The sequence below is a fragment of the Pseudooceanicola marinus genome (genome assembly GCF_002786295.1).
In the GTDB taxonomy this organism is placed as follows: Bacteria; Pseudomonadota; Alphaproteobacteria; order Rhodobacterales; family Rhodobacteraceae; genus Pseudooceanicola; species Pseudooceanicola marinus.
Genome location: NZ_PGTC01000022.1, coordinates 1 through 24,015 on the forward strand (window position 1 = coordinate 1; position 24,015 = coordinate 24,015).

Consider the following 24,015-nt stretch of genomic DNA (forward strand, 5'->3'; position numbering starts at 1 on the left):
GGGGACCAAAAGCTGCGACAGTTCGTCGACGTGACTGCTGTGCCGGACGGCACTCCGATCACGTACTCTTTCGAGGCGCACGTCGACGGGCCTCAGACCGTTGCTGTCCGCCCTTTCAGCGATGGTGCCGGGTTCACGGGTGGGCAGCAAGACTTCGACCTCGACCCCGGTTGGAATGAGCTTTCCATGACAGTGGGTAAGCCCGCTGGTGCCACCGCCGTCTACTTTTCGGTTATGGGTGAGCAGAGCGCGTACAGCTACCACATGGCGGCCGCGAACCTCACGGCTACGCCTATTCGAACGGCGCCGGTCATTACCGAAGGCAGCGCGGTGACCTCTGCCCCGGAGCTCTTCAACTCGGACCTGTCGGGGTTCGACCTGTCGGGCGGCGTCTGGGTGTTTTTCGACGGCGCAATGTACGGAACCAATGAGCCGTTCCCGCCATATTTCACCATCCAATCCGACGTGAACAACCGCCTCACCGTGTTCCAGAATACCGCGAACGGTGTGATCCGCGCTCTACAGACGTCCGCCGGGGCGGGCGAAGGAATAAACGGGCCTGTCGTTCCGCCCGGCGACCCTGCGAAGTTCGCGGTGAGGTTCGAGCCGGATAACATGGCGTTCATTGTCGGCGGCGTAACCGCCGGGACGGTGGCCTCGGTCGGATATCCAGCCGGACTTTCTGATTTTCACCTCGGCGCTCGGGATGCAGGCGGGGCTGGCAAGCCCCTGTCTCTGACCACTGCCAAACTCTGGATCGCTCCCGCCGCAGCCTACACCGTCGCTGACATGGAGGCACTGACCGCATGAGCATCACCGCAACTCTGATCCATATCGCCAATGAGCAAGCCCTGATCGCCTGGCTGGCCGAGAATGTGCCTGGCGTCATCGCCGAGGATGGCGCCCGCGTCGCGGGAGGCATGGCCCGGACGGCCAGTTACCCGAACCCCGGCCAGGCGAATGACGGCCCCGCCGGCCTCTATGCCAATCTGACATCGGCGCAGGTCGCCCAATGGACCGCGCTCGCGGCTGATCCAGCCCTGGGCATCACGATCCTCGGTCAGATGCCCTACCAGGGCCTCGGCACGGGCGCGGCGCTCTATGCGACCGTCGAGGCGGACGGGGCGACCTGGCCGCTCTGGGAGAGTGTCGCCACGATCCCGGCCCGCCGGGTCACGGGCGAAGCCGAAGAGGTGATCGAACTGCCGGCGCGCGTGGCGCGACCGAGCGTGGCCTGACCGAGCTCATGAGCTGTCCATGTTCTCACCCTTGCCGCTGCCTTGGTGCCCAACAGAGGCACGGATGGGGGGCGTTCATGTGTCTTGCCAGGCCCTAGTGGGTACAACTCACCTGTGTGGAAAGAAGGTGGGTGCTGCCAATGATTGATAGCAGAGCTTCGATTTGGTCCAGGTTGCACCCTATGTAGATTTTCGATATAGAGTCGTTAACCACGTTATGAGGGGGGCGGCATGTCTTTACGAAAGATCTCTGGGCGCGGCTACGATGTGCTGACATTCTTAAGCCATCGGCCTGACAAGGAGTTCTCTGGATACGAAATATGCGGAGCGATTTCGATTGCCTCCGGGACCCTCTATCCACTCTTGATTAAGTTGCACCAAAGTGGATTGCTCCAGCAAAGGTGGGAGGACGTTGATCCGAAGGAGGTAGGGCGCCCGAGGCGCCGGTACTATCGGATTTCCGGAGATGGAATTCGGGCCTTGCAAGAGCGGGAACGCGTTTTGAAACCAACCTTGAAACCCTCGCCAGACGTTGCGCAGAGCTTCGGGGGGAATAGCTGATGTTCGCAGATTATGTGACTATGCTTCTTGCGGCAATTGGAGCGGTGCTGCTGGCTGCGGCTTCGCGAATCTTGGCTGATGACATTAAGGTTTTCGTGCCGAAAATTTGCGTGAAGCTGATCCGGCGCGCGGCGGCAGGAGTGAGTGAAGACCATTCCGCGGCTCTAGAGGAAGAGTGGCTCTCGCATCTGGACGATATCCCAGAGATCACCGGCAAGGCATGGCACGCACTCTCACTCTTCTTCTTTGGAGCTCCAAAGATTTCTCGGGAGGTCGGAAGGTCCTCTGCTGCAAGCTCAAAATATGCACGCCAGAAACGCGTGTTTGATCTTGCGTTCGCTGCGTTTTTCTTGCCAGGGATCTTGCCCGTCATACTGACTATCTGGGTTCTTTTGACCTTGCGCGAGGATGGATCATCGTTTGTTAGGGTGCGAGTGGTCGGTAAGAATGGCCGACCTTTCTATGCCCGAAAATTCCGCACAGTTCATGAGGACTGTGAAGGGCGACTGGCGGCCTACCTGTCGTCGAACCCACTAGAGATGAACCGCTATCTGTGTGGAGTGCCGCTAGAGAATGACCCGAGGGTCACTAAGATCGGACAATTCCTGAGAGTGACGGCACTTGATGAGTTGCCGTGGATCTTTAGCCTGCTAAAGGGAGATATGTCGGTTGTCGGTCCGCGCCCGGTCAGTGCTTGTGACATTGAAAAAAGTCACCGCGCTCAAAGTGCTTTCGCCCCGGGCTTGTTTGGGACTTGGGCCTTGGCAGCGATGGGCGCTCAAGGTTCATCCGGCCTCGGCTCGCCCGATGAAGAGTATAGCAAGAAGGCTTCCTTCATCACAGACCTCAAGATCATCTACGCTTTATTCCGAGCGGTGATGCGCCAGTCACGATAAAGCTAGTCAGCTAGGATATGCATCCTGAATCCCGAGCGATGAAGCGTTTGAGTGTTCTCTTCCTAGCGGCGAGAAGCTCCGAAAGTGATTTCTGTTGAAATCCCATCCTAGCGCAAAAAGCCTATCCCCTAGATCCTCTGGCGCGATCTTGCGATAGATGTTCGCAACGTCCGCGCGTTCCCATCCGCCGAGATCGAGGAGCGTGCCAAAGTCCTTTGTTTGGGCGTGATACCATGTCGCCCACGTATGGCGCAGGACGTGAGGTGTAAGCCGCAGGGGGATCTCGGCCGCCTCCTGGATCGTGTCAAAGGCGCCTTTCATCTGTCCGCCGCCGTTCTTTCGGATCACATATGGCTTTCCTTTGGGGGTCAGACATATCGGGCCGATCTCGGGCAAGCGCTCCTCAAGTGCGAGGTCTAGCGCGCGCCGAGGAAGGCGGATCATTCTCGGGTGGCCGTTCTTCGTATTGGCAAGCCATGCCTCGCCGGTGGTTGTGTAGAAGGCAGCAGCGGAGACCTGGAGGGCTTCCGAGCTTCGGCACCCTCCGCCGAGCATGAGCGCGATCGGGCGCAGGATGTGGGGAAAGCGATCCCGGGCGATCTCGATCACGCGCTCGGCTTCCTCCGGGGTCAACCAGTCGGTCCGCCGGTTCTGCCTTCCGCGCCTGCGGAACTTCCTGGGCGCGGCGAGGCCGTCGTCTACCGCCAGATTATAGACCGCTTGCGCCGGCGTAATGAGTTGCCGCTGCACGGTGTTCGGACTGGCGGCTGGATAGATGGCCCTGGCTGCTTCGGTCAGGGCCTCATTCGTCAAGTCTGAGAGGAGAAACTCGGCGCCGAGGTGGCGGAGGATCGGCGGCAGGAAGCGCCCTTCGCCGCCGCTTTCGAGGTAGGTCAGTGCCGCCTCGGCGAAGGTCAGGGTCGCCCCGGTCCCGAGCGACGCACGCGCGATTAGCCTCTCTTCGAGGCGGCGTGCCTCTTCGGCCGCTTCCCGCTTTCGATGAGAGACAGCGCTTTTGTGAACGCGCTTTCCGGCAACTGTGCCGCGGATGATCCAGCCCGGCCGATCTGGGCGCTTGGTGAGTTTAAGGGGCATTTTCGCACCTCCTCGAGAATGAACGCCTCGGCCAGCGCCTCGCGCCTATACATGATCCGGCACCGCCCCCGGACACGCAGAAATGGAAGCTCGCCGGATGCCCTCAGATTGTCGAGTTGGGACCGGCTGGTTTCGATCCCGCGTTCCGCGAGCCATTGCACGGCCTGATCCGTGGAGAGGGGGATTTCCTCAAGGACGGAGCGGGGATCAAATGCCGTGCCCGTCATGCGCCGATCCTGTCGAGGAAGTGGGCTGCGGCGAGAAGCGCCGGCATTGCCGCAGGTAGGCCGTAGATGAGGGCCGCGCCAAGGGAAGCCCCGGCGGCCGGCGGTTCGCCGGTTAGCCAGAAGCGGAGGCCGGCGCCGGCCGATGTGGCGATCGCTGATCCTCCGCTGACGAAGAGGGCGACAAAGGCTGTCTGCAAATTCTCGGAAGTGCTCATGCGTCCTGCCTCCTACGTTTGGCAGGAGTGAGAGAGCACAAAAATTAGTGACTGTCAAAAAAATTTGTGACATATGGGGCGTCGCTATGAAGCGTCACAAAACTCTTGATGCACGCAAGCCTTGGCGCTTATTGAACTTTTGGGGCATGGATAGGGGAACTGCGATAGATGGCCGAGCGAGTGAGAGACCAAGGGATCGACCATATCCACAATCTGACAGCCGGGCTGACCGAGGATCAGCTCGGGCGTCTCGTCGATCGTATTCGAGCCTTCAAAGAGAAGAGCCGGACGGATCCCGTTCAAGAGCCCGCGCAACCTCGTCGACCTCTTCGCTAGTCAGTTCTCTCAAGGTGGAATGTAGCTCGAGGCGGGCGGGAGTGATGGTGTTGGGATGATGCAGAAGGCCGATCGGCACCTCAAGAGCCTCACAAACGCCGAGCATTCCAGCGTATGAGATCGACCCGTTCCCCTTCAGAAAATAGCTGAGCGCATTCACGCTTAACCCGGCTTCCCGCGAGACCTGGGCAGCCGTGGTGCCTCGGATAGCGATTGCCAAGCGGAGATTTTGCCGCGCTGTCTCTAGCTGACTATCCTTAGCGGCCGGGGTGGTTGTCATGGTCGCTAAACCCTCTCTCTCCGTATGAATTTTTGCACCCTATCACAGATTAATGTGATTGAGAGCAAGTTTTTCTGACCCACTCGAGTCAGGTTTTCCAGACCTTGTAAGCGAGACTACCCAATTTTCCGCCTTGACCGCTTGTTGTCACAATATATTGTGACCATCACTAAAATTTGTGATGCGAAGGGCGGATCGAATGGCGAGACAAGACGAAAAAATTAGCGACCATCTGCCGAGCCCGGCAGAGTTTCGCAAGCGAGTGTGCCGTGACTTGAAGCGCCACGGCTTGGCGCATTCGAGGGTCAGTGTCGAGGCTGGGCTGTCAAAAAACGCCCTCGGCCAGTTCCTGCGGAGCGGGGACGCGGATTTTCGCCTCGGTGCGGCGGCTAGTGTCGAGGCTGCGATCCGGCGCCTTGCCCCTGCCGAGCAGGAAGGGGGCCGGGAATGAACAGCATTCGCGAAAATAGTGCCCTGTCGCGGATGACCCCGCGCGAGCGAAAAGCCCTGGAAGGCTTGGCGATCGAGGCCGGTCAAAGCGCGGAACTGCTGGCACAGGAAATGGCAGCTGCTTTCATGCGGCTGGTTCTGGATGCGCCGGCCGCGCTGCCGTCTCGCCCGCTGATGGGGCTTGTGCAGCGTGCCGGCCGGGGGGTGGGCCGTTGACTGGCGGGGCCTCGGTCGAGGCGTTTCGGATCCTGCGGCGACTGGCCGCGCCGTCAAGCATTCTCGCGGTCCAAGCCGAGGCGGAGAGGGCTGCGGTCATGCGTGCCGAGGGTGGTGCGCTTGAGGTGGTCGCGATCACCTCGGCCGAACTGGTGCAGCGCCTCGCGGCGGCCGGTCTGATCGAAGGGGCAGGGCGCTCGCCCCGCCTCGCGCGCTGGCGGATTTCGGCTGCGGGTGTTGCCCTCCTCGAGGCTGCGCCGTGCGCCCCCGCGCCCCCGCCTTGCCCGCCGCTGCCGGTCGAGGCTGATCCCTTTCCTCGCATTCCAGAAATCCGGGCGATCCTCTCGGGCCGCATTGACGCGCGCGCGCGAGAGGCCCTGCTGTCCTGGTTCGAGGCTGTCGCGGCCGATCCAGACCCGGCAATCCGCGATGAGTGGGAGGCTCTAGGCTGCCGGTTCTCGCGCGAGGAACTGGCGGTCGCCGACCGCCTTGCGCGATCGGCGGGGGCCGTCGTGCCGACCTCGCTGCTGTTGCGCGCGATGATGGGCGCTCGCGTCGATCGCGGGGAGCTGCCCGGCAGAGATCATTTGCGAATGGCTCTGCGGCGTGTGCGCGAGAAGTTGGCAAGGGCGGGACTGCCTGTGGAGCTTCGCACGATCAGGGGGCGCGGTGCCGTCCTGGTCATCAATGCTCCGGGCTTCGTGTTGCCCGGCCAATCCGAACAGCAAGAGAGGGCGGCCTGATGGCGGGAAGCGTTAACAAGGTAATTCTGATCGGCAACCTGGGCCGCGATCCCGAGGTCCGCACGTTCCAGAACGGTGGGCGAGTCTGTAACCTGAGCATTGCCACCTCGGAAAGCTGGAAGGATCGCAATGCCGGGGAGCGCCGTGAGCGGACTGAATGGCACTCGATCGCGATCCACTCCGAGCCGCTGGTTCGCCTGGCAGAGCAGTATCTGCGGAAGGGCAGCAAGATCTATGTCGAGGGCAAGCTCGAAACCCGCAAGTGGCAAGATCAGAGCGGTGCTGATCGCTACTCGACCGAAGTTGTCCTGCGGCCCTATGTGTCGGAACTGACGATGCTGGACCGGCGCGATGCAGGGCAGGGCGGAAGTGCCAGCAGTGGTGGCGCGGCGTCGGGCTATGGTGCCGGCGGCGGCTATGTCTCGGGCGCTGGCGGAGCGTCTGGCGGGCAGTGCGCGGACGGTCCGCGTGACCTTGATGACGAAATACCCTTCTGAGGCCGCTTGCCATGGAAGACCACCAGGAAGCGGATGATGCCTGTCCCTTCTGCGGCGCAGGAGGGGGCTGGCTTTTTAGTCAGGGCGTGTTTGCGGATCTCTATTTCTACATTCGCTGTCTGGCGTGTTTCGCGTCTGGCCCCAAGGCCGACACGGCGCGGGGGGCTTGGCAGGCCTTGCGCCGCCGGCCCGGTTCAACCGTGCCCGCTTTACCGGATCTCAAGCCGGAGGACTACCTGTGACCCTCGATCGTTCGGAAGATCCGCGCCTCGCTTTGGCGCAAGCACGCCCAATCGGTGAGATCGCTGATCGCCTCGGTGTTGCAGACCTCAAGCGGGTGACGCATTCGGAGCGTGCGGGGCCTTGCCCGGCGTGTGGTGGCCGCGATCGCTTTGCGCTGAATACCGCGCGCGGCGTGTTCAACTGTCGTGGCTGCGGAGCCAGAGGCGATGGGATCGCGCTTGTGCGCCTGGTGCTTGGCTGTGATTTCCCGTCGGCCCTTGCCTTCCTCGAAGGCGAGAGAGTCGAGGTTGACCCGGCCGAGATCGAGCGTCGGCGCAGGGCGGCGGCCGATCGGAAGCGCGCGCAGGAGGAGGAGGCGGCGCGCTACCGCGCCCACGCGATCGGCGACGCGCGCAAGATCTGGCAGCGCAGCAGCCCGGCCGACGGTTCGCCCGTGATGCAGTATCTCGCCGCCCGGTCCATTCGGCTTCCCCGCGCCCCCGACGCCCTGCGCTTCCTGCCGGATCATCCCTGCGTGAAGAAGATCGGCGGCCGCCTTGAGACGCTGCATCGTGGCCCCTGCATGATCGCTGGGATCCTCGATCGGTCGGATCGGCTGGTTGCGGTGCATCAAACTTGGCTGGACCTGTCCCGGCCGGATCTTGATTTCAAGGCGGAAATCAGGTCGCCGTCCGGCGAGCGCCTGCCGGCGAAAATGGTTCGGGGCGCGAAGAAGGGCGGCGCGATCCGCCTCGGCGCCACGGGGTCTAGTGCCCGCGCTCTGGTTGCCGGGGAGGGTATCGAGACGACCCTTTCCGCGATGGTGGTCGATCCCATCGGGCCGGCGAACTTCTGGGCGCTGGTAGATCTCGGCAATATGTCCGGCATTATGCTCGACCGGCCGGGGGTGAGGTGGTCGGGCGAGCCCGACATGTCCGACTCCGACGCTTGGGTGCCGCCGCCCTGGGTCGATCGCCTTTTCTTCCTTCGGGATGGCGACAGCGCGCCGGCGATGACCTCGGCCAAGCTGCGCGCCGGGATCGAGCGTGCCCGCGCGTCGGTGCCTGGGCTTGTCGGTCGGATCGTGGATCCGGGCGAGGGGCGAGACTTCAATGACATTCTGAGGGGCAAGTGATGGACGGCACGCAAGAGATCCGTGACGCCTTTGCGGGCGCGGAGGCATTCGGCGCAGGCGGTCACTACGGCGGGGCCGATGCCGCGCCCCCGGAAGATCCTCGGCCGCCCGAGGAGATCGGTTCCGAATACTCGCTGAATGACTACGGCAACGGCTTGCGCTTCCTGCTCTATGGCGGCCGCGAGCGGTCGCTCTTCGTGCCGCGTGTCGGTTGGCATGTCTGGACCGGCAAGGTCTGGCGCCTGGACGAGGACAAGGTGAAGATCCGCGCCCTCGCGCAGCGTGTCGGCGGCCGGATCCTCGAGGAGGTTCCTTTCGTGGCCCTGAGCGAGGAGGAGCGGCTGGCCCTGGACGCCTTCGATGCCGTAAAGAAGGAGCGCGCCAAGATCCTCGCAAAAGACAAGGGCGAGCGGTCCTCGGCCGACCTGATGCGCCTTGCAGAGATCGCCCTCCTCGAGGACGAGGCAACCGCCGCGCGCAAGGCGCTGGCCTCGCGCCGGCGATCGCACACCAACCATGCGAAAGCGGCCGGCGACACGGCCAAGATTAACAACATGCTGACCGAGGCGTCGATCGAGGTCGCGACCCCTTTGGATCGGCTAAACGTCGATCCGCTGGCTATCAATACCGCAACCGGGCTTGTCCGGCTGGTCCCCGTGGTCGGGAGCGATCGTTGGCAATGCCATGTCGAGCCGCACCGGCGCGAGCATATGATCTCGAAGATCATGCCGGTTGATTTCGACCCCGACGCGGAATGCCCACTCTTCAAGGATTTTGTCGAGCGGATCCAGCCAGATCAGGATCGGCGCGACTTCCTGCGGCGGTGGTTCGGCTATTCGCTGACCGGGCTGACAGGGGAACAAAAGCTGGTCTTTGCGCACGGCTCGGGGCGGAACGGCAAGTCAACGCTGATCGACGTGATTGCGAAGATGATGTCCGACTATGCGACAACGGTGCCGATCGAAACTCTTACTGGCTCCGAACAGCGGAAGGGATCCGACGCGACCCCGGACCTTGTGCGGATCCCCGGCGCCCGCATGGTGCGGGCCTCTGAACCCGAACACGGGCAGAAGATGAAGGAGGCCCTTGTTAAGGCCCTGACAGGCGGCGAGCCGATCCTGATCCGCCGGATGATGCAGGAATTTGTCGAGGTCACGCCTGAGTTCAAGCTGACGATTTCAGGCAATGCCAAGCCCGAGATTCGGGGTGGGGATGATGGGATCTGGCGGCGTGTGCTGCTGGTCCCTTTCGAGGAGCAGATCCCGGACGATCAGGTGGATAAGGGGTTGCCGGCGAAACTCTGGGAGGAGCGCGCGGGGATCCTGCAATGGCTGATCGGTGGGGCTTTGGACTACCTGCGCGACGGGCTCAAAATCCCTGCATCGGTGCTGGCGGCTACGGCCGAATATCGTGAGCATTCTGACCCGCTGCGCCGCTTCCTGCTGGACGCCTGCGAGATCACCGGAGATCCGGCCCTCTTTACCCCCGCGCGGGATCTGGTCGAGGCGTTCCAAGCCTGGCAGGAGCGGGCGGGCAATGAACCTTGGGGCAAGCGGCAGATCTCGATTCAGATCAAGGCGCGATCGGAGATCATGCAGCACCCAGACAGCGGCGCGCGGTTCACGGCCGCCAAGGTGTCTGACACCGGCTATCGTGGCATCGCGCTCACTGTTGCTGCGGCCGCAGATCTGCGATCGCGGCGCAACATCGGGCCGGGTTGGTTGGACAAGCGGGATCTGAGGTGAACGGCCCGGTTCGCAAGTGCCAGTTCTGCGGATCCCCCTCGCCCCCCTTCGCCAAGCGGCGGCCGGGGGCGATTCGCGATCTTCCCTCTGGTGTCGACCGGGGGATCTCCTTCTGCCATGATTGCCGGCCTGCGGCCGAGGCGCAGGCGGCTGAGCATATGGAGAGGCTGACGGGGCGCCGTCCTGTCCTCCGGCCTGGTCCTTGCGTAGCTAGTGCGTTGCTCGATGATCTTGGGGGCTCTTCCAGAATTCCGCTAAGTCTTGAATTCCGTTGTCCGATTTAGGGGATCTGGGGATTGTGGCAACTTGGCCGCATCCGGCCGCATTTAACCGTCATCGGGCCGTAGCTAACCGTTATCCGGTCACGTCTTATCACGCAATTACCCGCAATTACCCGAAAGGGGTTGTGAAAGGGGCAACAATGAGGGCAGAGTGATTTCGAGGAAAAAGTCCCATTGGGACGTTTTCTGGTCCACCGGCGGTGGAGGCAGCCAATGACTGCCTCCGTTCCTGGGTGGGTTAAGCACTGGCGCAGGGGTGCAATTCTGTCTGCCGGTGCGATGGACTGGGATTGCCCTGCTACTTCTTGAGAAGCATTCGCAGGGTGATCGCCAGGCCTACGACCGAGGCCAGATTGGCGACGATCGGTAGGGCTTGGTTCAGTACTATATCAAGCACTACAGAGACTGTGTGCGTTTCCGCGCCAACTGTCTATATATGGGTGCAGTAAAAATTCGCCTTTACAATTTAAATATAAAGATTTCAGTACCTTAGGGGGTAATTTATTTTCGCGTAACTTGTTAACGTTGTTCAATCAATGGTGCAGGTTCAAGTTGTCTTATCTGCTCGGAAATCGTTGGATGTTGGCGTTCAATGGTAAGCAGCTATCGATTTCATTAATTTTGTTGTTCAATCACAAAATTTAGTGATGATTGGTCAGGTCCAAAGGAGGATCTGACATGGCGAAAGTTCTGATCGGTTGCGAGACAAGCGGCACGGTACGGGATGCCTTTCTCGCGGCCGGGCATGATGCCTGGTCTTGTGACCTGCTGCCGGCCGATACGCCCACCAATCGGCATATCATGGGCGACGTGCGCGACGTGATGATGCGGGATGACTGGGATCTGATGGCGGTGATGCACCCGCCTTGCACGCGGCTTTGTAACTCGGGCGTCCGCTGGCTGTCGGCGCCTCCGCGCGGCCGATCTCTCGCGGAAATGTGGCGCGAGCTGGATGAGGGCGCGGCCTTGTTCTCGGATGTCTGGAACGTGCCGCATATCCCCTGCGTAGCGGTTGAAAACCCCGTGATGCACGGCCACGCGAAAGAGCGCATTCGAAACTATCGCCCCCCGTCGCAATCGGTCCAGCCTTGGCAATTCGGTAGCGACCCGGCCGGCCCTGACAATGAGCGTAAGCGCACCTGTTTTTGGCTTCGCGGCCTGCCAAAGCTCCGGGCCACGGGTTCTCTTGATGGCACGATCGCGCGCTCGACCGTGCATCGGGCCAGCCCCGGTGCCGAGCGATGGAAGATCCGCAGCAAGTTCTTTCCTGGCATGGCGGCCGCGATGGCGAAGCAGTGGGGCGACCATGCGGCCGGGGTGCTGGAGGCTCGGGCGGCATAGGCGCCACGGCGCAGGGATCGTCAGGTGATGGCGGGGGCCGGGGCGGTGCGCTCCGGCCCCTTTGCGTTCCGTTCCCCCCCGCTCCCCCCTTCTGCAAAGCTCGCCCGCATCGCCAGTCAATCCCTTGCAGGGATTGATGAGGGAATGTCGGGAAGCCTGACGATATGAGAAAGGCGAGCCTAGACAATGGGTTGCCGCCCTGAGGGATCGACGGGATCGAGATTTCCGGGGCGCTCTCTCTACACGGGCGGGGCGCGGGGTGGCGGAAATCCTGAAATCGCCGCGTGCGAAGCCCTGAAAGTTTCAATCCCGTCGATCCCTGATCTAAGGTAAGGCATTGGAAGGATTGATTTATATTGCGGGGCTGCGCTGGGTAGACGTTCCCTAGTCAATCCCTTCATCTGGTTTCGATCCCTGATTTTCGGGCTGTATTCACTAAATTTTGTGATGGATACTTGCCCTGTCACAAGATGAGGGATCGGGGATGTGGAACATTCCGACAAGTGAGGGCGCCCTTGTGGGGCGGTTGACGCTGGAAGTGATCGGGGCGGCAGCGGATCGGCGGTCCGGTGTGGGTCGGGGCGACGGTGAGCGGCCGGCCCCGTCGCTCGCGGCGCTGGCGGTCAACTTGGTGCCGGTCGATATTGGCGCCTCGGCCGTGCGCCGCGCTGAGCGGCGGGTGCCGCCTGCGCTGGCCCGGTATCAGGTCGATGATGGTCGCCGCCTGGTGGTCATGGCTTACGCCTCGGCCGTGGAGCGTCTGGGCGTTGCGCGCGGCGCTGACATGCTGGCCGAGCGTGTCGGCGGCGGCGGTGGCCCGTCCGATGGCGGTATCTCGGCGCGGCTTCAAGATCGCGCCTTTGTTGATGCAGTGCGCGGGCTGGTCAATCACTGGCGCTGGCATCGTGGCCTCGGCCGCTTCACTGAGGGTCCGGCCCGGCCGGTTCTGGTCCCGCGCCGGCGCGCGCCTGGGCGGAGGCAGATCCTCGCTGTTGATCTCTGGGATGCGGTGGCAATCGAGGGGCTGCCCTTCGCCGAGATCCTGCGCCGGCACGGCTGGACCAAACAGGCGGCGGCCGGTCAGATCCTGGCCGATGATTTCGCGGAGACGGTGCGGCATGTGGCGGATCGGTGCGGCCACGGTGCGCGGCTCGATCGCGCTTAGGAATACTCGGCCCGCGATTTTGTTGCGGGCTGGCAATACGCCGGGGTAGAGACCTCCCCATCCCGAGGAACTGCGGGCGCGGCGCCGATCAGGTGTCGGGGCCGGCCTGACCGGCCCCCTCCGCCCGCCTCCTCGATCATTCACAAGATGGAAATCTGATGGCGAGGTATGAGGCCCGGCCGTGGCGCCACCTGTATCGGACGGCGGCATGGCGGCACCTGCGCGCGGCGCAGATCGCCGCCAAGCCGCTCTGCGAGTGGTGTCTGCGCGATGGCGTGGTCAATGACGGGGCGCTCTTGCCGGGTGGCGACCCGCAGCCGGCCCCGAAACTGCGCGTGCTGATCGTCGATCACAAGATCCCGCACAAGGGCGACCATGCCCTCTTCCACGACCCCGGCAATCTGCAAACGCTTTGCAAGCCGCACCACGACCGGCACAAGCAGCGTGAGGAGATCAGGGGTTACTCGGAAGCCCGAGGGTTGGACGGCTGGCCGATCGACCCCGCGCACCCTGCCAATCGCGCGTGAAAATTCCGCGCGAAACGGTGGGGGTGGGTCCGAAAGAAAATCGGGGCCGGTGAGGACCGATGGCAGAGCCTTTTTGCGTGGAAATCTGGAATTGAATTGAGAAAGCCACGCGAGGAGGGAGACAATGAAGGGCCGCAAACCCGCGTCTGATACTGTCGTCCCGATGGCGCCCGATGGTGCCACGGCTCACAACCTGGAGGAGCGGGCGCGGGCGAAGCTGGCGGAGATCGAGGAGAGCCTCGGCCCGTTCCAGATTTCGCCCGAGACCCGTGCGGTCTTCCGGCGCCTTGCCCTTCCGCTCTGTCATCCGACCCGCGATCGGCTGAACGATGGCAACGCTTTCATGTTCCTTCAACTGACCCGAACTGTCCAGCGCCATGAGCGGATCCTGACGGAATTGGAGGAGGTCGGCGAGACCTACGTTTCGGAAGGGCGGCAGGGAAAGCAGATCAAAGCGCGGCCCGAGGTGGGCCAGCTTAACGAAACGTTCCGCCAGATCAGAGCCCTCGCCAATGAGTTCGGCATGACGCCGGCTAGTGAGCGGGGCCTGTCGGGCGGCGGGCAGATGGGTTTCGACTTCGGAGACGGGGGCGAGTATTTCACATGACCGAGGATCCGATCGAGATCGGCCCGCGCGTTCCGGCGGAGGTTGATCCGGTCACGTCCTGGGCGCAGCAGGTGGCCGCAGGCGAGATCGTCGCCGGCCCCTACATTCGGGCGGCCGCGCGCCGGCACCTTCGCGATCTGCGCGACGGTTCGGCGCGTGGCCTGGTCTGGGATCTTCCTGCGGCCATGCGGGCGGTGCGGTTCTTTCCCGACATGCTGGCCCTGAATGGTGGCCGTTTCACCGGGCAGCCGTTCCATCTTCATCCGAGCCAGGCTTTTCGCGTCGGCTCCCTTTTCGGCTGGAAGTGGTCGCCGGATCATGTGGATCCGCTCCGCCGGGGGCGCCGTCGCTTTCGCCGCTTCTATGACGAAGAGGGCAAGGGCAATGGCAAGTCGCCTATGCTGGCCGGAATCGGGCTTTACATGCTGGTCTCTGATGGCGAGTCGGCGGCCGAGGTCTACGCAGCGGCGTCGAAGAAGGATCAGGCGCAGGTTCTGTTTCGCGATGCCGTTGCAGCGGTGGAGCAATCGCGGCGCCTCTCGCGCCGCATCAAGTCGCACGGGAAAGATCCGGTCTGGCAGCTTTCCTACCGGGGGCGCCGGGGGGATCGCCGTTTCTTTAAGCCGATCTCGGCCGATGACGGCCAGTCGGGGCCGCGTCCGCACTGTGCCCTTTGCGATGAGGTTCATGAACACAAGAACCGCGATGTGATCGACATGCTCGAGCGGGGTTTCAAGTTCCGCGAGCAGCCGCTGCTTTGTATGGCGACCAACGCCGGCACCGATCGCAAGTCGATCTGCTACGAGGAACACACGCACGCGGTCAACGTCGTGACGGGCACTATCGAGGATGACGAAACCTTCGCCTTTGTGTGCAGCCTGGATGACGGCGACGATTGGGAGGAAGATCCCTCTTGCTGGATCAAGGCAAACCCGTGCCTCGGCGAGATCCTGACCGATACCTTTCTTGCTGGTGAGGTGAGGAAGGCGCGGCAAATGCCTGGCAAGCGCAACGGGATCGCCCGGCTGCATTTTTGCGAATGGACCCAATCGGTCACGGCCGCGATCAAGCGTGAGACCTGGGCGGCGGTGCAAAAGCCGCTTGATCTTGAGGCGCTGATCGCTTCGGGCGTGCCTTGCTTCGGCGGGCTAGATCTGTCGCAAACGCGCGACTTCACCGCGCTTTCACTGGTCTGGTTGCTTGATGCGACCAAGGGCAGCGAGCGAATGGCCGCGAAAACCTGGATCTGGACCCCGGAGGATACCCTTCGCGCGCGCGCGGCACGGGATCAGGCGCCCTATGACCAGTGGGCGGCGGCCGGCCACGTTGAGGCGGTGCCGGGCGAGCGGCTGCACTATGGCTGGCTTGCCGAGGCCCTCGCCTCGATCAACGCGCGGTTCGCGCCCGAGGCGATCGCGGGGGACCAATACGGCCTTGAGCGCCTCGGCGACAATCTGGCGGATCTTGGGGTCTCTCTGCCGGTGGTGATCCACCCGCAAGGGTTCCAGAAGCGGATCCTCGAGAAGGATCCGAACGCGCCCGAGGGGCAGGGCGAGGTATTCCTCTGGATGCCTCACTCGATCAACCAATTCGAGGAGGCGCTCGGCGACGGGCGGCTCGAGGTCGATCCTAACCCGCTGTTGGACAGCATGGCGGCCGGCGTGACCTACGCCGAAAACCGTTCCGGCTATCGGATGTTCGACAAGGAAAAGGCTCACGTTCGGATTGACGGGATGGTCTCGCTTGCGATGGGGGTCGGGATGGCTCTTTGCCGCGAGCGATCGGCTGGGCCTTCGTCGCCCTGGGATGATCCGAATTTCACTATGGGGGGCTCATGGGGCTAAAGTTGTTCCGCCGCGATCGTGGCGATGCCGAGGCGCGCTCGGCCCTAGGTGCTACGGCCTCGGCCGTGCAAGGCCCCGGCTATGAGGCGATCATGGAAATTATCGGGGGCTCGGACCTGAGTTCCGCAGTTTCGTTTGAGCAAGCGATGACCCTGCCCCCTGTCTTCTCGGCCGTCGAGTTCCTTTCCAGCACGCTCGCCGCGTTGCCGGTGCGCGTCATGCAGAAGGGTGCCGAGGTGAAGGATCACCCGGTCGCCGCGCTTCTGGGAAAGGCCGCCAGCGATGAGGCGACCGCCTTCGATCTTCGCAAGCTGATGCACGGTGCGCAGTTCTCGCGCGGCCGGGGCTATGTGCAGATCGAGCGGGACGCCAGGGGGGATCCGGTCAACCTTTTCCCGATGGAGTATCTTCGGACCTCGCCGCGCCGTGATCGTCGCGGCCGGCTGTTCTATGACTACTCCCGTGCCGACGGCCAGCCGATCACCTACAAGGCTTCGGAGGTGTTTGACCTCGCGTTCAAGCGGAAAGAGGATTGGATCTCCTCCGTCTGTCCTGTGACGGCCTGCGCCTCGGCGATCCGGCAGGGCACGAACGCGGCGCAATACGCGCTCAACACGTTCGGCCGAAACGGCATCCCGCCTTATGTCCTGGAGGGGCCGCATGGCTCCGGTGAGGCGGCGCAACGCGCGGCCGATGATGTGGCGAGCGCCGCCCGTCAGGCCGCAGAAAAGGGGCGGCCGGTGATGCCGATCCCGGCCGGGTTCAAGCTCACGCGGCTCGGGTCCGACCCGGACAAGATGCAGCTTGTCCCGACGCAGGTTTTCACGGTCCAGCAGGTAGCCCGGATCTTCAACCTGCCCCCGGTATTCCTGCAAGAGTTGTCGAAAGGCACCTACGCCAACACCGAGCAGCAGGACTTGCACCTGGTCAAGCACACGCTGACCTCGCGCGCGATGCAGGCGGGGCAAGAGTTTTCGCTCAAGCTCTTCGGCAGGGATACGGACCTTTCGGTCGAATACGACCTGCAAGCGATGACGCGGGGGATTTTCCGCGATCGGATCGAGGCGATCGCCCGCGCGATCGGGTCGGGTCAGATGACGCCGAATGAGGGGCGCGCCCTTCGAGGCGAAGGCCCGCGCGAAGGCGGCGATCAACTGTTCATGCAATCCGGCACATTGCCGATTACGTCGTTGCCGGGGCCGTCGGGCGCGGCGCCAACCAACCAAGGCGAGGGGCAGCAATGACCAAGAGTTTGCGGGATCGGATCGACGGTCAGGCGCGCGAGATCAGGATGAGCCTCAAAGGCCCGGAACTGCGCGCGGCCGACGGTAGCGAGGGTGTGCGGGTCGAGGGCTATGCGGCCGTCTTCAACCAGATTGAGGACATGGCGGGCTATTTCGAGGAGCGCATCGCGCCGGGGGCTTTCTCGGCCGCGCTGTCGCGGGGCGATGACGTGCCCTTCCTGGTCAATCACCGGGGGCTGCCTCTGGCGCGCACGACCTCGGGCACTCTGGAATTGCGCGAGGATGAGCGCGGGCTTTGGATCGGCAGCGATCTGGACCCTGAGGATCCCGACGTGTGCCGGATCGTGCCGAAAATGCGTCGGGGCGATCTGTCGAAAATGTCCTTCGCCTTCCACGCCACGCGCACGACCTGGGATGAGACGCGCGACGTGGCGCTGCGCACGATCGAAGAGGTCGAATTGCTCGACGTGGCGATCGTGACAACCCCGGGCTACGCGGGCACCGAGATTGCTCTGCGGGGCCTCGATCTCGCCGGTCTCTCGGCCGGGCGCGAGGCGAGCCGGCGGGAGCATGTGGCGGCCATGCGCCGCCGGGGGCGCCTGTCCGGGCTCTGATCCCAACTGATCGAAAGCGGGAACGGCGCGGGTGAAGATCCGCGCCGTTCTCTTTCGCACCCCTCTTCGTTCAATCCTGGCGCCCCTCGAGGGGAGGGCGCCCCCTATCGGAGGTTCTGCCATGACGCAGAAAATCGCTGAGCTTCGCCAGAAGGCCATGAAGGTTCACGGTGAGGCCCAAGGCTATCTCGAGGAAGCCGACCGCGACGGCACGTCGCCCGAGCGCGCGGCCGAGCTGCGCAGCCAGTTCGATACCGCCATGGACGATTTCGACCGCTTCAAGGCGGAGGCGGATCGCCTCGAGCGTCTTGCGGAAACCGAGGAGGCCGCCGCCGAAATGCGCGAGCGCCTCGATCGCGGGGAACGTGAAAGCCGCCGTGCGACCGGCGCCGGCGAGCGTTTCGACCCGGGCGCCGACGGCCGCGATGAATATCGCGAGCATTTCCGCGCGGCGCTGGCCGCCGGCTTCGACCTGTCGGCCGTGGAGCCGGAGACGCGCGCCGCAATGCAGGCGCGTCAGGTGCGGGCCGAGAACCGCGCCGCAACGGGCGCCAGTGGTCCGGCCGGCGGCTATACCGTGCCCTCGACCGTGGCCGACTTCATCGTCAAGGCGCTGGCGATCTGGGGGCCGATGACGGATGCGACCTGGGTGATGGACTACAACACGGCCTCGGGCGGCGCGGTGCTGATCCCCGGTGTGGATGATACCGGCAACCCCGCAGACGCCCATACCGAGGGCGACGCCGCCGGGACCGGCCCCGATGCGGTGCTGAGCAAAACCGACCTGTCGGCCTTCACGGTCACGTCCGCCTGGCTCCCCTGGTCCTTCGAGCTTGCGCAGGACTCGAGCTTTGCCTGGGAGCAGATCCTCGGCGAATTGATCGGCGAGCGCCTGGCCCGGCGCGCGAATGTCTGGCTGACCACGGGCACCGGCAGCGGCCAGCCGCTGGGCCTGGTGACGGCCGCGCAGGTCGGTCTCACGACCGCTTCCTCTTCGGCGATCACGTCCGACAATATCCTCGAGATCGAGGCGGAGGTCGATCCCGCGTACCGTCGCGGCCCCAAGTGCGGCTACATGATGCACGACAAGACCCGCCTGGCGGTGCGCAAGCTGAAGAACGCCAACGGCGACTATATGTGGCGCGAGGGCGATCTGACCAAAGGCGTGCCGCCGACGCTGAACGGCTACACCGTCCGCCTGAATCAGGACATGGAGAAGATCGGGGCCGGGAAGAAGGTCATGACCTTCGGGGATCATGGCAAGTACGTGTCGCGCCGGGTCGGTGCCCCCCTTCTGGGCATCGCGCGCGAAAAGTTCTTCCCCAACCTGGGCATTGCGGGGGTGCATCGCATCGACGGCGCGCTGTCGGACCTTCGCGCGGTGAAGTCGCTTCAGATGGCCGCCTGATCCTCGGGATCCTGACAGGCAAGGAAGGGGCGGCGACGGCCGCCCTTTCCTCTGGCAACTGATCCCGGAGGGGTGCAGATGAGCAAGAAAGATGTGTTCCCGGTCGTGTCTGCGGCGGGGGCAGGGTTCTCGATCGAGCCGGGCCGCGTGGTGTCGCTGGCGCCGGCGATCGCGGATGACCTGATCGAGGGCGGGCTGGCTGTGAAGGCTTCGCGCGGGATGACGATGGAAAAAGCGCAGCCGATTGCCGAGGCGGCCGCCGTTGCCCGGCGTGCAAAGCGTGCCGAGGTGGAGCTTCCGGCCGGCGACGATGGTGCGGGCGTTTCGGCCGGCGACGATGGCGCGGGCGGTTCGGCCAGCGATGATGGCGCGGGCGGTTCGGCCGGTGAAGATGGTGCAGGCGGCTCGGCCGGCGACGATGGTGCGGGCGGCTCGCCCGCCGCGTGATCCTGACAGGGAGGGCCTGACATGGCAATTCGACAAGTGCAGGCCCCGGCCGTGCCGGCGGTGAGCCTGGACGCCCTCAAGGCGCACCTGCGCGTGACCTCCACTGCCGAGGATGATTTCCTGCAAGGGATCCTCGCGGTCGCGGTGGAGGAGGTTGAGGCGCGCTCCGGGCTTGCCCTGGTCGCGCAAGAGATCCGGCAGGTGTGCCCCTATCCTGCCTCGCGCGAAATTCGGATCGAACGGGGGCCGCTCCTTGAGGTGGTCCGGTTGGTGGTGAAGCGTGCCGATGGTGAGCCGCTCGAGGTGGATCCCGCGACGATCGTGACCGTGGAGGCAAACTCGGGTGAGATCCTGATCCTGCCCGAGGCGGTGGGCGGAGCCTCGACGCGGGATGATGCGGTCGAAGTGATCTATCGGGCGGGCTACGGGGCGGGGCCTGAAAATGTGCCCCCGACACTGCGGCACGCGGTCCAGTTGATCGCGGCGCACCGCTATGAGGTCCGCGAGGACGTTGTGATCGGGACGATCGTTTCGCCGGTGCCCAATAGCGCCAAGGCGCTGATCGCCCTGCATCAACGGCGGTGGGTGACATGATCGGCGCCCTCGATCAGCGGATCCGGCTGGAACGGAAGGTCGAGCAGCCGGACGGCGCCGGCGGCCGGCGGGAAACCTGGTCTGCCTTCGCTGACGATCCTGAGCCTTGGGCGCGTGTTGCTCTCGACGGGTCCACCGAAAGAGAGGCGCGGGGTAGGAAGATCCTGGTTCAATCCGCAGTCTTCACGCTGCGCGCCCGCTCTGATGTGCGCGGAGCCGATCGGATCGTCTGGGATGGGCGAGCCTGGGAAGTGGTCTCTATCGGCACGCCGGTAGCGCGCGCGCGATACATCAAGGTTTCTGCGGTGGCCGGGGAGGTTTGACGATGCTGAAACTCGAGATCCGCGGGACGGCTGAAATGCAGGCTGTTTTCGAGCAGATCGCCCCGCGCGAGGCTGAAAACCTGATGCGCGCCACGATCGGCGGCGTGGCGGGCGAGATCCGCAAGGATCTGAAAGAGACCCTTCCGAAGCGCCACGGCACTTTGCGCAAGAATATCAAGGTGAAGCGCCGGCGCGTTCGGTTCGGCTATGCTCGTGCGGACGTGGTTGTCGGCCCGGACGCCTTCTATTGGCGGTTCATCGAATACGGCACCCGGGCCTTCTACGGATCGGGGTTGCAGCGCCGGAAGGGCAAGAAGGGGATCCCTTGGAATGGAGGGGTTTCCGGTCGTGGCGTCTTCATGCGGGCGCTTCGGCGCCAAGAGCAGAAGTTGCCGGCGACCCTCGATCGGGTGTTCAAGGCAAAGCTGATCGCCGCCGCCAAGCGGGCGTTGAAGCGGCAGAGGAGGGCCAATGCCAAATGACGCTGGCGAGTTTCAGCGCGCGCTCTTTACGCTGCTGTCTGCTGCCCCTGAAATGAACGGGATCCAGATCGTCGATGAAATGCCGCAGGCGGAAGACGCCTCGGCGCTGGCCGGACTGCCCGCGATCGAGATCGGCGACATGGACATTCGCGATTGGTCGACCAGCGGGACCGAGGGCGACGACATAGCGTTTCGCCTGCACGTCTGGAACGTGCCCGGTTCGCTTTTCGATCTGCGCGCGATTCAGGGCGCATGTAAGGGCCTGCTTCACCGCCGGCAGGAAAATCTCACGCTCCCGCGCGGAAAGGTGGTCCTGCTGCATCGCCTCGCCTCAAGGGTGGTGGTCGATAAAGCGCATGGGGTCTGCGACTACCGTGCGCTTGTCTGCTACGGCGAGACGGGCTGACCGCCTCCCCGACACTTTCCAACTCAACCCAAGCCGCGAGCCCTGCTCGCGATCAAAGGAGGTTCGCTCATGCCCGGTGCAAGCGAAGACGTTATCTTTAAGCTCGGCGGCACCACGTTCGCCGCGATGGAAGCGAAGAGCTTTAAGCGGTCGGCGACGGCGATCAGCTGGACCGACAGTTCCAGTAAGGGCCGGCAGACCTTCGTGCCCGGCAAGGTCTCCGCTGATGCGCTCGAGATCTCGGTCTCGGGCTTCCACAAGGACGATCATCGCCTGGCGGCGATCGGCGTCGGCCCGGCGGCGGATCTGTTCCTGGATGATGCTGCGCTCGAGTTTCCCGGGTGGGGGGTGATCTCCGGCAAGTTCTTCATGAACGATTATTCGGGGGATGCACCGCTCGGGGACGCTGTGAAGTTCTCGGCCACGCTGATGAGCGACGGCGATTGGACCTTCACCGCTGCCGGTGCAAGCTGATGGCGGCGCATGGTTTCCAGCCTGTCACGCTGCAATGGCGTGGGGAGACGATCACCATTCCGGCCCGTGGGATCCTTCCCCTGGTTGCCGAGATCGAAGAGATCTTGCAGCACGGCACCTCGGATGCGGCGATCGAGGTTCTGACCCGCCCGAGCGGCCCGGGCTTCGTCAAGATCTCGCAGTGCCTGGGTGCCGCGCTGCGGCACATGGGCAAGCGTGTGACCGACGAGGAGATCTATCTCTCGATCGACGGCGCGCTTGCGAAGGGTGATTTCGAGCAGGTCTCGGCTGCGCGTGCGCTGACGATCGAGCTTATCGGAATCGTCTCGCCTGCGCTTTCGCGCGAGTTCGAGGCGGAGGATGCCGGCGCGGAAAAGTAGATCGCGGGTCCGCTCGCTCGCTGGTCAAGACCCTTTTCTGCCTGGTTGTCGGGCAGGGGTGGGTCGGGCCGCTCGAGTGGCGACAACTGGCGCCGGGTGAGGTGTGGTGGCTGATCGACGCCAAGATGCCGCCCGAGACCCGAGCGGATCCCGCGCGCGATCGTCGCCTTCAAAACGTTCTGAAAAATGCGATCGCGGCCGAGGAGGCGGATCGCGCCCGGGAGGCGTGAATGAGTACGACCGTTGGTGACATTGCGATTTCGGTCGGGGCGGATATTTCGCCCCTGCGCCGTGGTCTCGCTTCGGGCTCGAAAGAGCTCGCGTCGTTTTCGCAGCGGGCAAGCGTCCACGGCCGCCGCCTGGTCCGCCTCGGGGGTATCATCTCGGCCACCATGACGGCAGCGGCAGGCGGTGCCGCCGCTGCGTCTCGTAGTGCGGCCGCAGCGGCGACCGAAGTTGTGCGCCTGGCGGAGGTCGCGGGCGCCAGCACGACCGAATTTCAGAGGTGGGCCGCTGCATCGGTGGCCTTTGGCATCGAGCAGGATAAGCTGTCCGACATTCTGAAGGATGTGAATGATCGCGTGGGCGACTTCATGTCCACGGGTGGCGGTCCGATGAAGGACTTTTTCGAGCAGATCGCGCCTTTGGTGGGCGTGACTGCGAAACAGTTTGAGGGTCTTTCCGGGCCGCAGGCGCTGCAACTTTACGTCGATACGATCGAGCGGGCGGGCGCCAATCAACAGCAGATGACATTCTATCTTGAGGCCATGGCCTCGGATGTGACCGCTCTCCTCCCTCTGCTTCGGAATGGCGGCGCCGAAATGCGCCGCCTCGGCGATGCGGCCGAGGAGTCGGGCCGTGTCATGAGTCGGACCACGCTGGACGCTGCTGTGCGGCTTGACCGTCGCTTCCGCGATATTTCCAGCACGATCCGCACCAGCCTGAACAGGTCGCTTCTCGAAAACTCGGAGAGCTTCGAGAAGGCGGCCGAGGTGATCGCCGAGGTCTTCGTGCCGGCGATCGGCAAGGCCCTGGGCAAGATCTCGGACCTGATCGTCAAGCTGGGCGAGGCGAAAGAGTTGGTCGATTTCATGCGGGATCCGACCAGCGGCGTGAACCCGGACGCATTCGCTCCGTCGGGCTTCGGCGAGGAGGGGGGCAGCGGGGATCCGGTTGCGGATTCGATGAACCGTTCGGCAGCGGATCCCGGGCTCAATGATCTCTATGGGATCCCTCTGGATCCGATCAAAGTATCGCCTGATGACAATGACCCTCCGGGTGTTCCGTCCCGACCCGCAGGGGTGGATCCCTACGGCGGCGCTGGATCTGGCGCTGGCGCCGGTGGTGGCGGGGGCGTGTCTCGCGAGCAATTTGAAGCCCTGCGCCGTGCCCTGGCGACTGAGCGGGAGATCGTCGAAGAGGATCGCCTGCGGCGCCTTGAGGAGCTTGCGGCATACCGTGAAAAGGAAGTCGCGACCGAACAAGAGTACGCAGATACCAAACGGCGTATTCAGGAAGATTACGCCGAGGCTATGCGCGAGCTTGATGAGCGCGAGCGGGCGGCGAAACTGTCGGCGATGCAGGGCGTTTTCGGTGATCTCGCCTCGATGATGTCATCCGAAAACAAAAAGCTCTTCAAGCTCGGCAAGATGGCGGCGATCGCCGAGGCATCTGTCGATGGTTACCGCGCGGCGGTCTCGGCCTGGAAGCACGGGATGAAGATCGGCGGGCCGCCGATGGCGGCAACGTTTGCAGCGGCCTCGGCTGTCAAGACTGGCGGCCTGATCGCATCCATTGCGTCCCAACAGATCGGCGGCAGTGGTGGGTCGGCTTCGGCGGGCGGGGGTTCCCCGGCCGGCGGTGGCGCTGGTGCGGTGGCGGAAACGCCCTCGCCCAATATGAACGTCTACCTGTCCGGCGGGTCCGGCGGCGGGTTCGGAGAGGATCAGCTAATGGGCCTCCTCGAAATGATCCGAGACAAAGGGGTCAAAGGCGCCAATCTCAACGTCTACAGGGTCTGAC

Annotated in this window: 30 protein-coding genes; 27 read left to right on the plus strand and 3 right to left on the minus strand. The window is 63.9% G+C overall.

Features of this window, described 5'->3' with window-relative positions:
- The 4 genes from CVM50_RS17075 to CVM50_RS17090 form a co-directional block, all read left to right on the plus strand.
- Positions 1-810 (plus strand): hypothetical protein (locus CVM50_RS17075; RefSeq protein ID WP_157792097.1); only part of this gene is annotated, 810 nt, incomplete at its 5' end.
- Positions 807-1,238, plus strand: coding sequence for a hypothetical protein (locus CVM50_RS17080; protein ID WP_085889721.1), 432 nt, complete (start codon positions 807-809; stop codon positions 1,236-1,238). The genes CVM50_RS17075 and CVM50_RS17080, both read left to right, overlap by 4 nt.
- A gap of 231 nt (positions 1,239-1,469) precedes the next feature.
- The gene (locus tag CVM50_RS22275) at positions 1,470-1,799 is read left to right on the plus strand and encodes a PadR family transcriptional regulator (RefSeq protein WP_085889722.1); all 330 of its coding nucleotides are present in this window, start codon (positions 1,470-1,472) and stop codon (positions 1,797-1,799) included.
- Positions 1,799-2,695: a sugar transferase gene (locus CVM50_RS17090; protein WP_085889723.1), complete on the plus strand. Its 897-nt coding sequence runs from the start codon at positions 1,799-1,801 to the stop codon at positions 2,693-2,695. The genes CVM50_RS22275 and CVM50_RS17090 overlap by 1 nt, the downstream gene beginning before the upstream one ends.
- 6 nt (positions 2,696-2,701) lie before the next feature.
- Here CVM50_RS17090 and CVM50_RS17095 read toward each other — a convergent pair whose 3' ends face one another.
- From CVM50_RS17095 to CVM50_RS17105, 3 genes are all read right to left on the minus strand, one after another.
- Positions 2,702-3,790: a tyrosine-type recombinase/integrase gene (locus CVM50_RS17095; RefSeq protein WP_085889724.1), complete on the minus strand. Its 1,089-nt coding sequence runs from the start codon at positions 3,788-3,790 to the stop codon at positions 2,702-2,704.
- 223 nt (positions 3,791-4,013) lie between these two features.
- Positions 4,014-4,232 (minus strand): hypothetical protein, encoded by a 219-nt coding sequence (locus tag CVM50_RS17100; protein WP_085889725.1) that lies wholly within the window; start codon positions 4,230-4,232, stop codon positions 4,014-4,016.
- 271 nt (positions 4,233-4,503) lie between these two features.
- The gene (locus CVM50_RS17105; protein WP_085889726.1) at positions 4,504-4,848 is read right to left on the minus strand and encodes a helix-turn-helix domain-containing protein; all 345 of its coding nucleotides are present in this window, start codon (positions 4,846-4,848) and stop codon (positions 4,504-4,506) included.
- Positions 4,849-5,295: 447 nt separating this feature from the next.
- On the opposite strand from CVM50_RS17105, the gene CVM50_RS17115 reads away from it, so the two are divergent.
- The 23 genes from CVM50_RS17115 to CVM50_RS17215 all read left to right on the plus strand — a co-directional run bounded on the left by CVM50_RS17115 (position 5,296) and on the right by CVM50_RS17215 (position 24,014).
- Positions 5,296-5,514 carry a hypothetical protein gene (locus CVM50_RS17115; RefSeq protein WP_085889728.1) on the plus strand — a complete coding sequence of 73 codons (219 nt, stop codon included), beginning with the start codon at positions 5,296-5,298 and terminating at the stop codon, positions 5,512-5,514.
- A 98-nt stretch (positions 5,515-5,612) separates the two neighbouring features.
- Positions 5,613-6,257, plus strand: a complete 645-nt coding sequence (locus CVM50_RS17120; RefSeq protein ID WP_143515638.1) for a helix-turn-helix domain-containing protein — start codon at positions 5,613-5,615, stop codon at positions 6,255-6,257.
- Complete coding sequence (gene ssb / locus CVM50_RS17125) at positions 6,257-6,754, plus strand: single-stranded DNA-binding protein (RefSeq protein ID WP_085889730.1); 498 nt, start codon at positions 6,257-6,259, stop codon at positions 6,752-6,754. The genes CVM50_RS17120 and ssb overlap by 1 nt, the downstream gene beginning before the upstream one ends.
- Positions 6,755-6,765: 11 nt before the next feature.
- Positions 6,766-6,996: a hypothetical protein gene (locus CVM50_RS21465; RefSeq protein WP_143515639.1), complete on the plus strand. Its 231-nt coding sequence runs from the start codon at positions 6,766-6,768 to the stop codon at positions 6,994-6,996.
- Positions 6,993-8,111, plus strand: a complete 1,119-nt coding sequence (locus CVM50_RS17130; protein WP_085889731.1) for a DUF7146 domain-containing protein — start codon at positions 6,993-6,995, stop codon at positions 8,109-8,111. Before CVM50_RS21465 ends, CVM50_RS17130 begins: the two co-directional genes overlap by 4 nt.
- Positions 8,111-9,856 (plus strand): DNA primase family protein, encoded by a 1,746-nt coding sequence (locus tag CVM50_RS17135; protein ID WP_085889732.1) that lies wholly within the window; start codon positions 8,111-8,113, stop codon positions 9,854-9,856. The genes CVM50_RS17130 and CVM50_RS17135 overlap by 1 nt, the downstream gene beginning before the upstream one ends.
- A gap of 959 nt (positions 9,857-10,815) precedes the next feature.
- Entirely contained in the window at positions 10,816-11,478 is a 663-nt protein-coding gene (locus tag CVM50_RS17140) for a hypothetical protein (RefSeq protein WP_085889733.1), read from the plus strand.
- Between the two features lie 484 nt (positions 11,479-11,962).
- Positions 11,963-12,643: a hypothetical protein gene (locus tag CVM50_RS17145; RefSeq protein WP_085889734.1), complete on the plus strand. Its 681-nt coding sequence runs from the start codon at positions 11,963-11,965 to the stop codon at positions 12,641-12,643.
- 158 nt (positions 12,644-12,801) lie between these two features.
- Positions 12,802-13,170 (plus strand): HNH endonuclease, encoded by a 369-nt coding sequence (locus tag CVM50_RS17150; protein ID WP_085889735.1) that lies wholly within the window; start codon positions 12,802-12,804, stop codon positions 13,168-13,170.
- A 124-nt stretch (positions 13,171-13,294) separates the two neighbouring features.
- A complete protein-coding gene (locus CVM50_RS17155; RefSeq protein ID WP_085889736.1) occupies positions 13,295-13,777 on the plus strand; it encodes a P27 family phage terminase small subunit in 483 nt (160 codons plus the stop codon).
- Positions 13,774-15,621 carry a terminase large subunit gene (locus CVM50_RS17160; protein ID WP_085889737.1) on the plus strand — a complete coding sequence of 616 codons (1,848 nt, stop codon included), beginning with the start codon at positions 13,774-13,776 and terminating at the stop codon, positions 15,619-15,621. Before CVM50_RS17155 ends, CVM50_RS17160 begins: the two co-directional genes overlap by 4 nt.
- A 2-nt stretch (positions 15,622-15,623) precedes the next feature.
- Entirely contained in the window at positions 15,624-16,865 is a 1,242-nt protein-coding gene (locus CVM50_RS17165; RefSeq protein WP_157792218.1) for a phage portal protein, read from the plus strand.
- Positions 16,862-17,479 (plus strand): HK97 family phage prohead protease, encoded by a 618-nt coding sequence (locus CVM50_RS17170; protein ID WP_085889739.1) that lies wholly within the window; start codon positions 16,862-16,864, stop codon positions 17,477-17,479. Before CVM50_RS17165 ends, CVM50_RS17170 begins: the two co-directional genes overlap by 4 nt.
- Positions 17,480-17,510: 31 nt before the next feature.
- Entirely contained in the window at positions 17,511-18,887 is a 1,377-nt protein-coding gene (locus CVM50_RS17175; RefSeq protein ID WP_232618282.1) for a phage major capsid protein, read from the plus strand.
- A gap of 78 nt (positions 18,888-18,965) precedes the next feature.
- Positions 18,966-19,334, plus strand: a complete 369-nt coding sequence (locus tag CVM50_RS21770) for a hypothetical protein (RefSeq protein WP_085889741.1) — start codon at positions 18,966-18,968, stop codon at positions 19,332-19,334.
- Positions 19,335-19,355: 21 nt separating this feature from the next.
- Positions 19,356-19,928 (plus strand): head-tail connector protein, encoded by a 573-nt coding sequence (locus tag CVM50_RS17185; protein WP_085889742.1) that lies wholly within the window; start codon positions 19,356-19,358, stop codon positions 19,926-19,928.
- The gene (locus tag CVM50_RS17190; protein ID WP_085889743.1) at positions 19,925-20,251 is read left to right on the plus strand and encodes a head-tail adaptor protein; all 327 of its coding nucleotides are present in this window, start codon (positions 19,925-19,927) and stop codon (positions 20,249-20,251) included. Before CVM50_RS17185 ends, CVM50_RS17190 begins: the two co-directional genes overlap by 4 nt.
- Before the next feature lie 2 nt (positions 20,252-20,253).
- Positions 20,254-20,733 (plus strand): HK97-gp10 family putative phage morphogenesis protein, encoded by a 480-nt coding sequence (locus tag CVM50_RS17195; protein WP_085889744.1) that lies wholly within the window; start codon positions 20,254-20,256, stop codon positions 20,731-20,733.
- Entirely contained in the window at positions 20,723-21,139 is a 417-nt protein-coding gene (locus CVM50_RS17200) for a DUF3168 domain-containing protein (protein ID WP_085889745.1), read from the plus strand. The genes CVM50_RS17195 and CVM50_RS17200 overlap by 11 nt, the downstream gene beginning before the upstream one ends.
- Before the next feature lie 69 nt (positions 21,140-21,208).
- Positions 21,209-21,613 (plus strand): phage tail tube protein, encoded by a 405-nt coding sequence (locus CVM50_RS17205; protein ID WP_085889746.1) that lies wholly within the window; start codon positions 21,209-21,211, stop codon positions 21,611-21,613.
- Positions 21,613-21,993 carry a hypothetical protein gene (locus CVM50_RS17210; RefSeq protein ID WP_085889747.1) on the plus strand — a complete coding sequence of 127 codons (381 nt, stop codon included), beginning with the start codon at positions 21,613-21,615 and terminating at the stop codon, positions 21,991-21,993. The genes CVM50_RS17205 and CVM50_RS17210 overlap by 1 nt, the downstream gene beginning before the upstream one ends.
- 101 nt (positions 21,994-22,094) lie before the next feature.
- A complete protein-coding gene (locus tag CVM50_RS22185) occupies positions 22,095-22,223 on the plus strand; it encodes a hypothetical protein (RefSeq protein ID WP_269778395.1) in 129 nt (42 codons plus the stop codon).
- On the plus strand, positions 22,224-24,014 hold the full coding sequence (locus CVM50_RS17215) for a hypothetical protein (protein WP_143515640.1): 1,791 nt from the start codon (positions 22,224-22,226) through the stop codon (positions 24,012-24,014). It begins immediately after the preceding gene.
- Position 24,015 lies beyond the last annotated feature (1 nt).

What these genes read in the sequence shown, in the direction of transcription:
- CVM50_RS17080 (WP_085889721.1), top strand. Translation starts at nt 807, where the DNA reads ATGAGCATCACCGCAACTCTGATCCATATCGCCAATGAGCAAGCCCTG.
- CVM50_RS22275 (WP_085889722.1), top strand. Translation starts at nt 1,470, where the DNA reads ATGTCTTTACGAAAGATCTCTGGGCGCGGCTACGATGTGCTGACATTC.
- CVM50_RS17090 (WP_085889723.1), top strand. Translation starts at nt 1,799, where the DNA reads ATGTTCGCAGATTATGTGACTATGCTTCTTGCGGCAATTGGAGCGGTG.
- CVM50_RS17095 (WP_085889724.1), bottom strand. Translation starts at nt 3,790, where the DNA reads ATGCCCCTTAAACTCACCAAGCGCCCAGATCGGCCGGGCTGGATCATC.
- CVM50_RS17100 (WP_085889725.1), bottom strand. Translation starts at nt 4,232, where the DNA reads ATGAGCACTTCCGAGAATTTGCAGACAGCCTTTGTCGCCCTCTTCGTC.
- CVM50_RS17105 (WP_085889726.1), bottom strand. Translation starts at nt 4,848, where the DNA reads ATGACAACCACCCCGGCCGCTAAGGATAGTCAGCTAGAGACAGCGCGG.
- CVM50_RS17115 (WP_085889728.1), top strand. Translation starts at nt 5,296, where the DNA reads ATGAACAGCATTCGCGAAAATAGTGCCCTGTCGCGGATGACCCCGCGC.
- CVM50_RS17120 (WP_143515638.1), top strand. Translation starts at nt 5,613, where the DNA reads ATGCGTGCCGAGGGTGGTGCGCTTGAGGTGGTCGCGATCACCTCGGCC.
- ssb (WP_085889730.1), top strand. Translation starts at nt 6,257, where the DNA reads ATGGCGGGAAGCGTTAACAAGGTAATTCTGATCGGCAACCTGGGCCGC.
- CVM50_RS21465 (WP_143515639.1), top strand. Translation starts at nt 6,766, where the DNA reads ATGGAAGACCACCAGGAAGCGGATGATGCCTGTCCCTTCTGCGGCGCA.
- CVM50_RS17135 (WP_085889732.1), top strand. Translation starts at nt 8,111, where the DNA reads ATGGACGGCACGCAAGAGATCCGTGACGCCTTTGCGGGCGCGGAGGCA.
- CVM50_RS17140 (WP_085889733.1), top strand. Translation starts at nt 10,816, where the DNA reads ATGGCGAAAGTTCTGATCGGTTGCGAGACAAGCGGCACGGTACGGGAT.
- CVM50_RS17145 (WP_085889734.1), top strand. Translation starts at nt 11,963, where the DNA reads ATGTGGAACATTCCGACAAGTGAGGGCGCCCTTGTGGGGCGGTTGACG.
- CVM50_RS17150 (WP_085889735.1), top strand. Translation starts at nt 12,802, where the DNA reads ATGGCGAGGTATGAGGCCCGGCCGTGGCGCCACCTGTATCGGACGGCG.
- CVM50_RS17155 (WP_085889736.1), top strand. Translation starts at nt 13,295, where the DNA reads ATGAAGGGCCGCAAACCCGCGTCTGATACTGTCGTCCCGATGGCGCCC.
- CVM50_RS17160 (WP_085889737.1), top strand. Translation starts at nt 13,774, where the DNA reads ATGACCGAGGATCCGATCGAGATCGGCCCGCGCGTTCCGGCGGAGGTT.
- CVM50_RS17170 (WP_085889739.1), top strand. Translation starts at nt 16,862, where the DNA reads ATGACCAAGAGTTTGCGGGATCGGATCGACGGTCAGGCGCGCGAGATC.
- CVM50_RS21770 (WP_085889741.1), top strand. Translation starts at nt 18,966, where the DNA reads ATGAGCAAGAAAGATGTGTTCCCGGTCGTGTCTGCGGCGGGGGCAGGG.
- CVM50_RS17185 (WP_085889742.1), top strand. Translation starts at nt 19,356, where the DNA reads ATGGCAATTCGACAAGTGCAGGCCCCGGCCGTGCCGGCGGTGAGCCTG.
- CVM50_RS17190 (WP_085889743.1), top strand. Translation starts at nt 19,925, where the DNA reads ATGATCGGCGCCCTCGATCAGCGGATCCGGCTGGAACGGAAGGTCGAG.
- CVM50_RS17195 (WP_085889744.1), top strand. Translation starts at nt 20,254, where the DNA reads ATGCTGAAACTCGAGATCCGCGGGACGGCTGAAATGCAGGCTGTTTTC.
- CVM50_RS17200 (WP_085889745.1), top strand. Translation starts at nt 20,723, where the DNA reads ATGCCAAATGACGCTGGCGAGTTTCAGCGCGCGCTCTTTACGCTGCTG.
- CVM50_RS17205 (WP_085889746.1), top strand. Translation starts at nt 21,209, where the DNA reads ATGCCCGGTGCAAGCGAAGACGTTATCTTTAAGCTCGGCGGCACCACG.
- CVM50_RS17210 (WP_085889747.1), top strand. Translation starts at nt 21,613, where the DNA reads ATGGCGGCGCATGGTTTCCAGCCTGTCACGCTGCAATGGCGTGGGGAG.
- CVM50_RS17215 (WP_143515640.1), top strand. Translation starts at nt 22,224, where the DNA reads ATGAGTACGACCGTTGGTGACATTGCGATTTCGGTCGGGGCGGATATT.